Genomic DNA, 13,189 nt, shown 5'->3' with positions numbered 1-13,189 from the left:
GGGGTGGGGTTATCCCCAGCAAGATCCACCAGCTCGCCGCATGGCTCCGCGCCCACGCCCGCGGAGACCATGATCCACATGGGAACAGGACTGGCACGGGCGGCGCTGCACGCGCACCGCCCGGCATTTGTGGGCACGGCCGTGGCCGCGCTCTTCGCGGCGACCGTCGTGAGCGCGTCGACGATGATGCTCGGTACGACGAGCGCCGACCGCGCCGGGCTCTCCGCATCTGCCCGCAGGCAGATCACGGAGAACGGCGTGGGCGACATGGCGATCGTCCTTCTGATCGGCTCCATCTACATGTCGATATTCGTGGTCGTCTCGACGATGGGCACGGCCGTCGCGCAGCAGCACCGCGAGCTCGCGCTGGTGCGTTCCATCGGCGCCAAGCCCCGCCAGGTCCGCCGCGCGGTGGCCGTCCAGGCCCTCGCCGCGTCGGTTCCCGCCGCGCTCGCCGGCTTCGTGCTCGGCGGCCTCGGAGCCCGGTGGTGGCACGCCGGCATGGTCGCCCACGGCCTGCTCCCCGCCGAGGCGACCTTCCGCTTCAGCTGGCTCGCCCTGCCGGTGTGTGTCGGCGTGGCCGTGGTGACGACGACCGTCGCCGCGCTCCTGTCCGCGCTGCGGTTCTCGCTGCTCCGCCCGGCCCGCGCCCTGAGCGAGGCCGCCACGGGCCGTCGTGGGCTCGGCGTCCTGCGGGCGCCGCTCGGCGTACTCGCGGTGGCGGGGGCCTGCTTCGTCTCCGTACTCCTGGCGGAGCAGCCCGCGGACGAGGCGAGCGAGGGCGCCTTCCTCGTCCTCATCCTCTTCTGCGTCGGCACCGGACTGCTCGGCCCGCGCATCATCGGCCCCGCGGCCTGGCTGGTCTCGGCGGCCCTCGGCCGGTTCGGCCCCAGCGCACGCCTGGCGATGCTCAACGTCCGCTCGCAGCCCCGCCGCTTCTCCGCCGCGGTCGTCCCGCTCGTCCTGGTCGTGGGCTTCGGCCTCACCAAGATCGGCATGCATACGACGGCCCAGCACCACACCGGCTCCGCGGGCAGCCCGGGCGAGGTCTGGCTCGACTACGTGGGCACGGGGCTGTACGCGGGCTTCGCCGCCATCGCCGCGGCGAACACCCTCGCCATGATCTCGTTCGAGCGCCGCCGCGACGTGGCGCTGCTGCGGGTCGTCGGCAGCCGACGGGGGCAGGTGGGGGCCATGGCGGCCTGGGAGGCCCTGGTCGTCGCGGGCACGGCGCTGCTGCTCGGCGGCGCGATCGCGCTCGGGACGCTGGCCCCGATCCTCAGCACGGCCTTCGGCTCGGCGCTGCCGTACCTGCCGTGGCCCGTACCGACGGGCGTGGCGGCGGGCACGCTGCTCCTCACCCTGCTGGCGACGGGCGTTCCTGTACAGGCGGCGACACGGAGGCGAGCGATCTCCGTGATCAGCTCGACGTAGAAGTCGGGGGCACAGAGGGCGCCCCTTCAGGGGCGCGGGGAACTGCGCGACCAGCCACAGACGGCCCGCACAGCACCACGCACCCCACCACCCCCGAGCAGGGCCTAGTGCGGCGCCCCGCGCCACCCCGACACGGGCAGCGCGAACTTCGCGACGAGCCGATCCGTGAACGACGCATGGTGCAGCCGAGCGAGCCGCACCGGCACCTCCCCCCTGCGCACCTCCACCCGCGCCCCGGAGGGAAGTTCCAGCGTCCGGCGCCCGTCGCACCACAGCACGCCGTGCGGTGTGTCCGGCTGCACCTCGACGGCGAGCACGGAATCCGGCGAGGTCACAAGGGGCTTGGCGAACAGGGCGTGCGCGCTGATGGGGACCATGAGCAGCGCCTCGACCTCCGGCCACACCACGGGCCCGCCGGCGGAGAACGCGTACGCCGTCGAACCGGTCGGGGTGGCGCACACGATGCCGTCGCAGCCGAAGCCGGTGACGGGCCGCCCGTCGATCTCCAGGACGACCTCCAGCATCCGCTCGGGCGACACCTTCTGCACGGCGGCCTCGTTCAGCGCCCAGTCGCGGTGCACGACGTCGCCGTTGCGGTGCACGACGACGTCGATCGTCATGCGCTCCTCGACCTCGTACGCCTTCGTGACCACCCGGTCGACGACCTTGTCGAGGTCGTCCCGCTCGGCCTCCGCGAGGAAGCCCACGCGCCCGAGGTTCACCCCGAGCATCGGCACCCCGGACGCCCGGGCGAACTCGGCGCCCCGCAGCAGCGTGCCGTCACCGCCGAGGACGACGATCAGCTCGCAGTCGTCGATGCACTCGGCGGTGGCCTCCTCGACCGTCTGGACCTCGGCGGGCAGCGTCAGGTCCACGGCCTCCGCGTCCAGGACCCGCACGCCGATGCCGCTGCGCAGCAGCCCCTGGACGACGAGCTCGGCGCTGCGGATGGCCGCGGGCCGTCCGGTGTGCGCGAGCAGGAAGACGGTACGAGTTCCGGTCTGGGTCACTCGGGTCTGGGTCAACGGGGCCCCTCCGCCACGGCACGGTCAACGTCCGCCGGGTCCAGCTCATCGGCCCCGGCGCGCAGCCACAGAAAGTACTCGACGTTCCCGGAGGGTCCGGGCAGCGGGCTCGCGGTCACGCCGCGCACCCCGAGTCCGAGCCCCCACGCCTGCCGTGCCACCCCGCGCACGGCGTCGGCCCGCAGCTCGGCGCTGCGCACCACACCACCGCTGCCGAGCCGCTCCTTGCCCACCTCGAACTGCGGCTTGACCATCAGGACGAGGTCCGCGTCGGGCGCCGCGCACCGCACGAGGGCGGGCAGCACGAGGCCGAGCGGAATGAAGGAGAGGTCCCCGACGACCACGTCGACGGGGATGTCGTCGATGGCTTCGAGCGTCAGCTCACGTACGTTCGTCCGGTCCTTCACGGTGACCCGGTCGTCGCTCTGGAGCGACCACGCGAGCTGGCCGTAGCCGACGTCGACGGCCACGACGTGCGCGGCGCCCGCGCGCAGCAGCACGTCGGTGAAGCCGCCGGTGGAGGCGCCCGCGTCCAGCGCGCGCCGCCCCTCGACGGTCAGGCCCTGCGGCACGAAGGCGGCGAGGGCGCCCGCGAGCTTGTGCCCGCCGCGCGACACGTAGTCGGGGTCGCTGTCGTCCTGCGAGACCACGATCGCGGCGGCCGTCTCGACCTGGGTCGCCGCCTTGGTCGCGACGGTCTTGCCGACCGCGACCCGGCCTGCGGCGATCAGCTGGCTCGCGTGCTCGCGCGAGCGCGCGAGCTTCCTGCGGACGAGCTCGGCGTCGAGGCGGCGTCGTGCCACTCCTGCCACGTTCGGTTCAGCTCCTGTTGTCGTACGAGGATGATGGCGGCGCCCCGGTGGGTGCCGGTGGGCCGGGGCGTGCGTCGAGTGCGGTCAGCGCGTCGCGCAGGCCCCGGTGTACATCCTCGTACACCTCGACGTGGCCGTCCGTGGCGAGGTGGTCGGCATCACCGAGCCGGGCGAGGGAGGCGTCCACGTCGGCGTTGCCGGTGGGGGTGCGCTCGACGCCGAGGGGCGCGGGGGCGGCGGGGTCGTACGACGGCTCGTCCGGAACCTCGGGTTCCGGCCGCGCCGCCTCCCCTTCTCCGGGGCCCGCGTATGAGTCGCTCATGGCATGACGCTACCTCGTGGGCCTGGGGTACGGTCGATCACGATGGCGACCATGACGGAGTGCCGTACCGCACTCGACAGACTCTCGGACTCGCTCGCGTCCGCCGACGGCGACGTGCGCGGCGCCGCTGCGCTGAACCGCTCGCTGAGCTGCCACATCACCGACCTCGACGCCACCTTCACCGGCCGTCTTGAGAACGGCCGGATCACGGTGCTCGACGACCACCCGGGCCCGCCGCGCGAGAAGGCGGAGATCCGCCTCGCGATGACGGGCGACGACCTGGTGTCGATGGTGGGCGGCGAGCTCAACTTCGCGAAGGCCTGGGCCTCCGGCCGGGTCAGGCTGGAGGCGGGCTTCCGAGACCTGTTGAAGCTCCGGTCCCTGCTGTAGCTCAGGTCGCTGCTGTAGCTCAGGTCGCCGCCGCAACAGGGGCCCGCCGACCGGCGCGGGCGGCCGGGATCACCAGCGGTGTCCCCGTCTCCGGGTCGTCGATGACCCGGCACTGGATCCCGAAGGCCTGCTCGACCAGCTCCGCCGTGACGATCTCGGACGGCGGCCCCTCGGCGAGCACCGCGCCGTCGCGCAGCGCGATGAGGTGCGTGGCGTAGCGGGCGGCGTGGTTCAGGTCGTGCAGGACGGCGACGAGCGTGCGGCCCTGCTCCTCGTGGAGCTCGGCGCAGAGGTCGAGGACGTCGAGCTGGTGCTGGATGTCGAGGAAGGTCGTCGGCTCGTCGAGGAGCAGCAGGGGGGTCTGCTGGGCGAGCGCCATGGCGATCCAGACGCGCTGGCGCTGGCCGCCGGAGAGCTCGTCGACGTAGCGCTCGGCGAGTTCGCGCACCCCGGTCGACGCCATCGACTCCTCGACGATCCGCTCGTCGTCCTCCGACCACTGCCGCAACAGCCCCTGGTGGGGGTAGCGGCCGCGGGCGACGAGGTCGCCGACCGTGATGCCGTCGGGCGCGATGGACGACTGGGGCAGGAGGCCGAGCGTCTTGGCGACCTTCTTCGCCGGCATCGACTGGATGACGTTCCCGTCGAGCAGCACCCGGCCCGCGGACGGCTTGAGCATCCGGGACAGGGCGCGCAGCAGCGTGGACTTGCCGCAGGCGTTGGGGCCGACGATCACGGTGAAGGAGTTGTCGGGGATCTCGACGGACAGCTTCGACGCGATGACGCGCTGGTCATAGCCGAGGGTGACGTCGTCGGCGACGAGCCGGTTCACAGCAGCACGCTCCTGCTTCTGGTTCATGGGCTGGTTCGGGTTCGTGGCGGGTCCGGGGCGGGACTTCATATCCGTCCCGCCTTGCGCTGGGTGACGAGCAGCCAGAGCAGGTAGACGCCGCCGAGCACGCCGGTGACGACGCCGACGGGCAGCTGGTCCGCGCCGAAGGCCCGCTGCGAGGCCCAGTCCGCGACGATCAGGAGCGTGGCGCCCATGAACATGGCGGGCATGAGGTTGGGGCCCGGCGAGCGCGTGAGCCGGCGCGCCAGCTGCGGCGCGGTGAGCGCGACGAAGCTGACCGGTCCTGCGGCGGCGGTGGCGGCCGCGGTGAGCAGCACGGAGGCCGTCAGCAGGACGAGGCGGGTGCGTTCGACGCGTACGCCGAGCGAGTTGGCGACGTCGTCGCCCATCTCCAGCATCCGCAGCGGACGCCCGTACACGAGTACGAGAGGTACGAGGACGGCGCAGAGTACGAGCAGGGGCCACACCTGTTCCCAGTCGCGGCCGTTGAGGGAGCCGGTCATCCAGACCACGGAACGGGCGGCGTCGACGAAGTCGGCCTTGGTGAGCAGATAGCCGTTGATGGCCGTGATGAACGCGGAGACGCCGATGCCGACGAGGACGAGCCGGTAGCCGTGCACGCCGCGCTTCCAGGCGAGCAGATAGATGGCGAGGCCGGTGACGAGACCGCCGACGAGCGCGCCGCCCGCGACCTCGGCCGCGCTGCCCTGGAACAGGACGATCATGGTGAGCGCCCCGGCGGTCGAGCCCTGGCCGAGGCCGAGCACGTCGGGGCTGCCCAGCGGATTGCGGGCGATGGACTGGAAGAGCGCGCCGCCGAGCCCGAGGGCCGCGCCCACCAGGAGCCCGACCAGGACCCGCGGCAGCCGCAGGTCGTTGATGATGAACTCCTGCCCGGCGTCGCCGTCGCCGAGCAGGGTGCGGATGACGTCGGCGGCCGGGATGGGGAAGTCACCGGTGCCGATCAGGACGACGCTCGCGGTGAGCGCGGCGACCACGAGGAGGGTGACGACCACGGCCGTGCGGATGTCGAGCCGGACGGAGAGGCCACCCCTGGTGCGTATCGCCTTCACAGCTGGGCCACCTTCCGACGGCGTACGAGGAAGATGAAGACCGGCGCGCCGATGACCGCGGTCACGATGCCCACCTGGAGCTCCGAGGGCCGCGTCACGACGCGTCCGACGACGTCCGCGCCGAGCAGCAGGACCGGCGAGAGGACCGCCGCGTACGGCAGGATCCAGCGCATGTCGGGCCCGGTGAAGGAGCGCACGATGTGCGGCACCATCAGGCCGACGAACACGATGGGTCCGCAGGCGGCGGTCGCGGCCCCGCACAGCAGGGTCGCCGCCGCCATCGCCAGGACGCGCGTACGGGTGAGGTGGGCGCCGAGGGCGCGGGCGGTGTCGTCGCCCATGGCCATGGCGTTCAGCGGCCGGGCCAGGCCGAGGGCGAGCACGGTGCCGATCGCGAGGAAGGGCAGCACCTGCTCGATGGTGTCCATGTTGGCGGAGGCGAGGGAGCCGACCGTCCAGAAGCGCATCTTGTTGAGCGCCGCGCCGTCCATGATCATGACGGCTTGCAGATAGCCGTAGAGCGCCGCGCTGAGCGCGGTCCCGGCCAGCGCGAGCCGCACCGGGGTCGCTCCGCGCGAACCGCCGAGGAGGTAGAGCAGTACGCCGACGAGCAGCGCTCCCACGAACGCGAACCACACGTAGCCGCTCAGCGAGGTGACGCCGAAGAAGCTGATCGCGCTGACGACCGCGGCCGAGGCGCCGAGGTTGATGCCGAGCAGTCCGGGGTCGGCCAGCGGGTTGCGGGTGAGCGCCTGCAGGACAGCGCCGGAGAGGCCGAGTGCGACTCCGGCGAGGACCCCGAGGAGGCTGCGCGCGAGCCGCTCGCCGACCACGACGTCCGCGTACGTCCCCGTGTCGTGGAACAGCCCGTGCCAGACCTGGTCCATGGACATCGATTTGGCGCCGACCGCGACGCTCGTCAGGAAGACGAGCAGCAGGACGGCCACCGAGACGAGCAGCCCGACGCTGCGTATCGCCCGGCGTTCGGGGGGCGCGGGGGCGGTCTCCGCGCGGCTTCCAGGGGGACTGTCGACCAACACCGGGTTAGGTTAGCCTACCCTCGCACTCTACTTCGACGAGAGACTCCGACGAGAGAAGCACCACCCATGCACGCAGCCCGGCGCTCCCCGAGGCCCCCGCGATGACCGACTCCCCGTACCGGTACTTCGACGTCCAGGTGCTGCGCACCGAGCACGTCACCCCCGCCATGATCCGCGTGACCTTCGGCGGCGCCGAGCTGTCCGGCATGGCGGCGGGCGGCCCCGACCAGCGCATCAAGATCTTCCTGCCGCACCCCGGCCAGGACGGCCCGGTGATGCCGGACACCGGCTCCGGGGACACCGCCGACTGGTACGCCGCGTGGTGCGCCCTCGACCCCTCGGTGCGCGGCATCATGCGCACGTACACGACCCGGCAACTGCGCCGCGACCCGGACGAACTGATCGTCGACTTCGCCGTCCACGACCCGGTGCCCTCCCCCGCCGACGGCCCGGCGACCAGCTGGGCCAGGACCGCGCGCCCCGGCGCCCGCATCGGCGTCCTCGGCCCGGTCGAGGAGGAGAACGCGGCGTACGACTTCCGTCCGCCGCAGGACACCGACTGGCTGCTCCTCGCCGCCGACGAGTCGGCGCTGCCCGCCGTCGCGAACATCCTCGAAAAGCTCCCGCAGGGCATGCCGACCCGTGTCTGGATCGAGGTCCACGATCTCGCCGACCGCCAGGACCTGCCCACCGAGGCCGACGCGGAGATCCACTGGCTCACCCGGGAGGGCGCCACGACAGCCGCGATCCGCGGGGCGGACCTTCCCGAAGGCACCCCCTACGCCTGGATCGCCGGCGAGTCCGCGACCGTCAAGGCCGTCCGCCGCCACCTCGTCGGCGAACGCGGCATCGACCGCAAGAAGGTGTCGTTCTCGGGCTACTGGCGCAAGGGCACGACCACGGACCAGCTCATCGACAGCGGCGAAAGCGCCTGACGCCGAACCGCCACACCGGTACCGCGCCCGCCAGGACCCTCCTCCTGAGCGGGCGCTTCCCACCCCCGCCCACAAGCCACACAGCCCGCCACGGGCCCACGCCCCCGACGGAACCTCATAGCCCGATCCCGGGACAGCCCACTCGGCCACCGGCCGCACGCCACACAGCCAGCGCGGGCCCACATCCCCCGGCGGAACCTCACAGCCCAAGCCCGGGACAGCCCACTCGGCCACCGGCCGCACGCCACACAGCCAGCGCGGGCCCACATCCCCCGACGGGACCTCACAGCCCAAGCCCGAGCCCGAACCCGGGCCCGGGCAGCCCACTCCTCACGTCCAGCCCGCACACACCTTCACCGGCCACGCGCGCTGCGCATCCCAGCACGGGACCCACGCCCCCCCCGGCAGGGACTCACAGCCCCAGCCGGGGCAGCCAATTCCCCACATCCAGCCCGCACACACCATCACCCGCCACGCGCGCTGCACACCCCGGCACGGGACCCACGCCCGCCCCCGGCAGCGACTCGCAGCCGCCCCCGACACAGACTCACAGCCCCAGCCGGGACAACGCCTTCCCCGCGTCCAGCTCGCACGCGCCGTCGCCGGCCTGCGTCCAGGCCGCCGCGCACAGCGCCCGCAGCCCGTCCATGGCCTCGCCCTCGCCGTCCAGCGCGAGCTCCTCGCCGCGCACCGAGGCGGTCCACCCGCCGCAGCCGAACCCGCCCTCCACAGGCGTGACATCCGGCTGGCCGGTGAGCATGCCGCGCAGATCCGCGTCCACGTACGTCGGCCGGTGCTCGGGCCGCGCGGCCAGCAGCTGCGCGCCGTCCGTGACACCGGTCAGCACGAGCAGCGAGTCCACCTCTCCGTTGAACGCCCCTTCGATGTCCGTGTCCAGCCGGTCGCCCACCACCAGCGGCCGCTCAGCGCCGGTCCGCAGGATCGTCTCCCGGTGCATCGGGGGCAGCGGCTTGCCCGCGACCTGCGGCTCGGCACCTGTCGCGATCCGGACGACCTCGACCGCCGCCCCATTGCCGGGCGCGATACCTCGGGCGCTCGGGATCGTCAGGTCCGTGTTCGAAGCGAACCACGGCACCCCGCGCGCGATCGCGTAACAGGCCTCCGCGAAGCGCCCCCACGCCATGTCCGGCCCCCCGTACCCCTGCACGACCGCCACCGGGTCGTCATCGGCCGAGTCGACCGGCTCCAGGCCCCGCTCGCGCAGCGCGACCCGCAGCCCCTCACCGCCGATCACCAGCACCCGCGCCCCCTCGGGCACCTGCTCACTCACCAGCCGGGCCACGGCCTGCGCCGACGTGATGACGTCCGAGCCATCGGTCGCGATGCCCAGCTCCGTCAGATGCTCCGCCACCGCGTCCGGGGTGCGCAGCGCGTTGTTCGTGACGTACGCGAGGTGCATCCCGCTGTCCCGCACCGTACCCAGCGACTCCACCGCGTGCGCGATGGCCCGGCCGCCCGCGTACACCACCCCGTCCAGGTCGAGCAGAGCCGTGTCATAGACCTCACTCAGGGCCCGACCGCTGCCCTCCGGCCGTGTCCTCGCGCCCTTGTCGGCACTGCGGCCCGCGGTCTGGCTCATTACACATCGCTCCTCGCTCGATCCCACTCCCCCGATCATCGCTCATGCCACTGACACACATACGATGCCCTAATGAACACAGCGGGTCACACCGACGACAGCGGCCTCGACCTGATCCCGTTCCGGGGCGTGCGCTACGTCCCCGAACGGGTCGGCAGTCTCGCCGCGGTGACCTCACCCCCGTACGACGTGGTCGTACGCCCGGACGGCCTGCTGCACCTGGAGTCCGCCGACCCGCACAACATCGTCCGGCTGATCCTCCCCCAGGCGACCTCCCCGGCCGCCCGCAACCAACAGGCCGCGGCCACCCTCCAGACGTGGCTCGCCGAGGGCATCCTCGCCCCCGACACCGAGCCCAGCCTGTACGTCTACGAACAGCGCGACAGCGACATGCTGCAGCGCGGCGTCATCGGCGCGCTCCGCCTGTCGCAGGCAGCGGACGGCATCGTCCTGCCGCACGAGGGCGTCATGCCCCATGTCGTCGAGGACCGCGCCGCCCTGATGCGGGCCACCTCCGCCAACCTGGAGCCGCTGCTCCTCACCTACCGCAGCGACAACGACAGCGACGACGGGCACGGGTCCGGGCACCCCGGGCCCAGCGGCGCGAGGGCCGTCATCGAACGGACCGCCCAACGCGAGCCTCTCCTGTCGACCACTACGGAGGACGGCTTCCACCACCGCCTGTGGTCCGTCACGGACCCCGCCGAGATCGCCGAGATCCAGTCGGACCTCTCCCACCACCAGGCCCTGATCGCGGACGGCCACCACCGCTGGGCGACCAACCTACGCCTCCGTGCGGAGCACCCGTCACCGAGCGCCTGGGACTACGGCCTCGTCCTCCTGGTGGACACCGCCCGCTACCCGCTGCGAGTCCGTGCCATCCACCGCTACCTCCACAGGCTGCCAGTGGCCGACGCTCTCCAGGCCCTCGGTGACTCCTTCCGCATACGTACGGTCGAGGGCCCGCTCGACCACGCCCTCGAAGCCCTGGCGGAGGCCGCGGCGAAGAGCAATGCCTTCGTCCTCGCAGGCGACGGAGCCTTCCACCTCGTGGACCACCCGTCCCCTGACCTCCTCGCCCGGACGATCCGGGACGACCGCCCGGAGGCCTGGCGCACCCTCGACGCGACGGTCCTGCACTCCACCCTGCTCGACCACGTGTGGCAGATCCCCGACACCCCGGAACACATCGCGTACATCCACGACACCGCGGCCACGGTCGAGAAGGCGGAGCGCGACGGCGGCACAGCGGTCCTGATGCACCCGGTCCGCGAAGAGGTGGTCCGCGACCTGGCCCGGCAGGGCGTCACGATGCCCCGCAAGTCGACATCCTTCGGCCCGAAGCCGGCGTCGGGCCTGGTCCTGCGCGACCTCGCGTTCTGACCCCGAACACGCAAAAGGGCGGGCCCCCTCCAGGGGAGCCCGCCCTTTATTGCCTTTCGGCCTACTACTTACTGCCTACGTCAGTCCTTCTCGCGCTCGTCGACGTCAACGTCGACGTCGCCATCGTCAAGGCTGTCGGCGTCGCCGACCGACTCAACAGCGCCTTCGTCGTCGCCCAGGGCGTCCACGAACTCGACGCCGTCCAGCTCGGCGAGCCGGTCCGAGGCGTCGGTGCTGCCGTCCTTGTCGGACTCGATGACCTTCGCGAACCACTCCCGCGCCTCGTCCTCGCGTCCGGCCGAGAGCAGCGCGTCGGCGTACGCGTACCGCAGTCGCGCGGTCCAGGGCTGCACGGAGTTCGACGCCAGCTCGGGGCTCTGCAGGGTCACGATGGCCGCGTCGATCTGGTCCATGTCGCGGCGGGCTCCGGCGGCGACGAGCCGCATCTCGACCTGCCCCGCCTTGTCGAGCTTGTGCACCTCGGGGGCGCCCGCCATCTCCAGTGCCTTCTCGGGCCGGCCGAGCCCGCGCTCGCAGTCCGCCATGACGGGCCACAGCTCGACGCTGCCGGTCATCCGCCGGGCGGCCCGGAACTCGGCGAGCGCCTCGCTGTACTTCTGGTTCGCGTACGCGGCGAAGCCGGCGGCCTCGCGCACGGCGGCGACCCTGGAGGCCAGCCGCAGGGCGATCCGAGAGTAGGCGTAAGCCTGCTCGGGGTCCTCGTCGATGAGCTTGGCGACCATCACCAGGTTCTTGGCGACGTCCTCGGCAAGCCCCTTGGGGAGGCTCTGCAGCTCCTGTTGTACGTCCTTGTCGATCTCGTGACCCGTGACGTCCTCGGGGATCGGCAGCCGCCGGATGGGCTCGCGGTCACGGTCCCGGTCGTCGCGCCCACCACGGTATCCACCGCGGTCGCCGTCACGCCGGTCGTCGCGCCCACGAAACCCACCGGGGCGCCCGCCACGGTCGTCACGGCGCGGCCCACGCCCACGGTCGTCACGGCCGCGGTCGTCCCGCCCGCGGTAGCCACCGCCACCACGGTTGTCGTCGCGCCCACCACGGAACCCACCGCGGTCCCCGTCCCGACGGTCGTCACGCCGGTCGTCCCTGCGCTCGTACGGCCGGTCGTCACGACGCGGACCGCTGCTCGGCCGCTCATCACGACGGAACCCACCGCGGTCACCGCCGCGGTCGTTGTCCCGACGGTCATCGCGCCGGTCGTCGCGCCGGAAGGCGGGACGGTCACCGTCACGCCGGTCATCGCGGCCACGGAAGCCACCACGGTCACGATCATCACGACGCGGACCGCTGCTCGGCCGCTCATCACGACGGAACCCACCTCGGTCGCCGTCGCGGCGGTCATCGCGGCCGCGGAAGCCGCCACCACGGTTGTCATCGCGACGGAAGCCACCGCGGTCGTTGTCACGGCGGTCATCACGACGATCGTCCCTGCGATCGTCGCGCCGGTCGTCACGTCGGAAAGCGGGACGGTCGCCATCGCGGCGGTCGTCGCGCCGGAAGGCCGGACGGTCACCGTCACGACGGTCGTCCCGGCCACGGAAGCCACCACGGTCACGATCATCACGACGCGGACCGCTGCTCGGCCGCTCATCACGACGGAACGGGGGGCGCCCACCGCGGTCCCGGTCGCCCTCGCGACGGTCGCCCCGGCTGTCGTCGCGACCCCGGTAGCCACCCCCGCGGTTGTCGCCACGGCTGTCACCCCGGTTGCCGTCACGGCGGTCGTCGCGGCCACGGAAACCACCACGGTCTCCACGGTCGTTGTCACGACGGGGAGCCCCGCGGTATCCGCCCCGGTCACCACCGTCCCGGCTGCGCTGCTCGCGCTCCGGTCGCTCGTCGGGAGAGTTGGGGGACATCGGTGACTCCTAGTCTTCGGTACCGCAGTCATTCTCGCGCAGCCTGCAGGCCGGCGCGCTTCGACAAAAACAAAAGGACCCTTGGTCCCAGCGTGGACGCTGGGACCAAGGGTCCTCCAAAAATTGTTCGGCGGCGTCCTACTCTCCCACAGGGTCCCCCCTGCAGTACCATCGGCGCTTTGAGGCTTAGCTTCCGGGTTCGGAATGTAACCGGGCGTTTCCCTCACGCTATGACCACCGAAACCCTATGAAATATCCTGATCAAAGACAGGATCTCAAACAGGGCAGCGAACAAGCACACTTTTCAATTTGATAGTGACGCTGTTCAGCCGACACAACTGTTCGTTGTTTCAGAACCAACACAGTGGACGCGAGCAACTGAGGACAAGCCCTCGGCCTATTAGTACCAGTCACCTCCACCCGTTACCGGGCTTCCAGATCT

The 13,189-nt window shown here is 72.0% G+C and carries 13 protein-coding genes and 1 rRNA gene; 5 read left to right on the top strand and 9 right to left on the bottom strand.

Annotation, left to right across the window (positions count from 1 at the left end; translation table 11 throughout):
* The first annotated feature begins 78 nt into the window (after positions 1-78).
* Entirely contained in the window at positions 79-1,434 is a 1,356-nt protein-coding gene (locus AB0H82_RS11190) for an FtsX-like permease family protein (RefSeq protein ID WP_362991189.1), read from the top strand.
* 104 nt (positions 1,435-1,538) lie between these two features.
* Here AB0H82_RS11190 and AB0H82_RS11185 read toward each other — a convergent pair whose 3' ends face one another.
* The 3 genes from AB0H82_RS11185 to AB0H82_RS11175 are packed head-to-tail and all read right to left on the bottom strand — an operon-like array spanning position 1,539 to position 3,593.
* Entirely contained in the window at positions 1,539-2,444 is a 906-nt protein-coding gene (locus AB0H82_RS11185) for an NAD kinase (protein WP_362991524.1), read from the bottom strand.
* Between the two features lie 11 nt (positions 2,445-2,455).
* Positions 2,456-3,271, bottom strand: coding sequence for a TlyA family RNA methyltransferase (locus AB0H82_RS11180; RefSeq protein ID WP_362991187.1), 816 nt, complete (start codon positions 3,269-3,271; stop codon positions 2,456-2,458).
* 7 nt (positions 3,272-3,278) lie between these two features.
* Positions 3,279-3,593, bottom strand: coding sequence for a hypothetical protein (locus tag AB0H82_RS11175; protein WP_362991185.1), 315 nt, complete (start codon positions 3,591-3,593; stop codon positions 3,279-3,281).
* A 42-nt stretch (positions 3,594-3,635) separates the two neighbouring features.
* Between AB0H82_RS11175 and AB0H82_RS11170 the strand changes: the two genes are divergently transcribed.
* Entirely contained in the window at positions 3,636-3,983 is a 348-nt protein-coding gene (locus tag AB0H82_RS11170) for an alkyl sulfatase C-terminal domain-containing protein (RefSeq protein WP_362991183.1), read from the top strand.
* 19 nt (positions 3,984-4,002) lie between these two features.
* On the opposite strand, the gene AB0H82_RS11165 is transcribed toward AB0H82_RS11170, so the two are convergent.
* Genes AB0H82_RS11165 through AB0H82_RS11155 form a run of 3 tightly spaced genes read right to left on the bottom strand, consistent with a single transcriptional unit; the run spans position 4,003 to position 6,949 of the window.
* The gene (locus AB0H82_RS11165; RefSeq protein ID WP_362991181.1) at positions 4,003-4,884 is read right to left on the bottom strand and encodes an ABC transporter ATP-binding protein; all 882 of its coding nucleotides are present in this window, start codon (positions 4,882-4,884) and stop codon (positions 4,003-4,005) included.
* Complete coding sequence (locus AB0H82_RS11160; RefSeq protein ID WP_362991179.1) at positions 4,881-5,909, bottom strand: iron chelate uptake ABC transporter family permease subunit; 1,029 nt, start codon at positions 5,907-5,909, stop codon at positions 4,881-4,883. The genes AB0H82_RS11165 and AB0H82_RS11160 overlap by 4 nt, the downstream gene beginning before the upstream one ends.
* Positions 5,906-6,949 (bottom strand): iron chelate uptake ABC transporter family permease subunit, encoded by a 1,044-nt coding sequence (locus tag AB0H82_RS11155; RefSeq protein ID WP_362991177.1) that lies wholly within the window; start codon positions 6,947-6,949, stop codon positions 5,906-5,908. Before AB0H82_RS11155 ends, AB0H82_RS11160 begins: the two co-directional genes overlap by 4 nt.
* 101 nt (positions 6,950-7,050) lie before the next feature.
* Between AB0H82_RS11155 and AB0H82_RS11150 the strand changes: the two genes are divergently transcribed.
* Entirely contained in the window at positions 7,051-7,884 is an 834-nt protein-coding gene (locus tag AB0H82_RS11150) for a siderophore-interacting protein (RefSeq protein WP_362991175.1), read from the top strand.
* Between the two features lie 547 nt (positions 7,885-8,431).
* On the opposite strand, the gene AB0H82_RS11145 is transcribed toward AB0H82_RS11150, so the two are convergent.
* Entirely contained in the window at positions 8,432-9,484 is a 1,053-nt protein-coding gene (locus tag AB0H82_RS11145) for an HAD hydrolase-like protein (protein ID WP_362991173.1), read from the bottom strand.
* Between the two features lie 72 nt (positions 9,485-9,556).
* Here AB0H82_RS11145 and AB0H82_RS11140 point away from each other — a divergent pair, with 72 nt between their 5' ends.
* A complete protein-coding gene (locus AB0H82_RS11140; protein ID WP_362991171.1) occupies positions 9,557-10,867 on the top strand; it encodes a DUF1015 domain-containing protein in 1,311 nt (436 codons plus the stop codon).
* 80 nt (positions 10,868-10,947) lie between these two features.
* Here the strand turns inward: AB0H82_RS11140 and AB0H82_RS11135 are convergent, their stop codons facing one another.
* Positions 10,948-11,718 (bottom strand): hypothetical protein, encoded by a 771-nt coding sequence (locus AB0H82_RS11135; protein ID WP_362991522.1) that lies wholly within the window; start codon positions 11,716-11,718, stop codon positions 10,948-10,950.
* On the opposite strand from AB0H82_RS11135, the gene AB0H82_RS11130 reads away from it, so the two are divergent.
* On the top strand, positions 11,689-12,753 hold the full coding sequence (locus tag AB0H82_RS11130; protein WP_362991554.1) for a hypothetical protein: 1,065 nt from the start codon (positions 11,689-11,691) through the stop codon (positions 12,751-12,753). The genes AB0H82_RS11135 and AB0H82_RS11130 overlap by 30 nt on opposite strands.
* 119 nt (positions 12,754-12,872) lie before the next feature.
* On the opposite strand, the gene rrf is transcribed toward AB0H82_RS11130, so the two are convergent.
* Positions 12,873-12,989 (bottom strand): 5S ribosomal RNA (rrf, locus tag AB0H82_RS11125).
* Between the last annotated feature and the right edge of the window lie 200 nt (positions 12,990-13,189).

It is taken from the genome of Streptomyces sp. NPDC050732 (assembly GCF_040654255.1).
GTDB lineage: Bacteria > Actinomycetota > Actinomycetes > Streptomycetales > Streptomycetaceae > Streptomyces.
The sequence above is the reverse complement of the archived record's forward strand: the minus strand, read 5'-3'. Positions and strand labels throughout refer to the sequence as shown.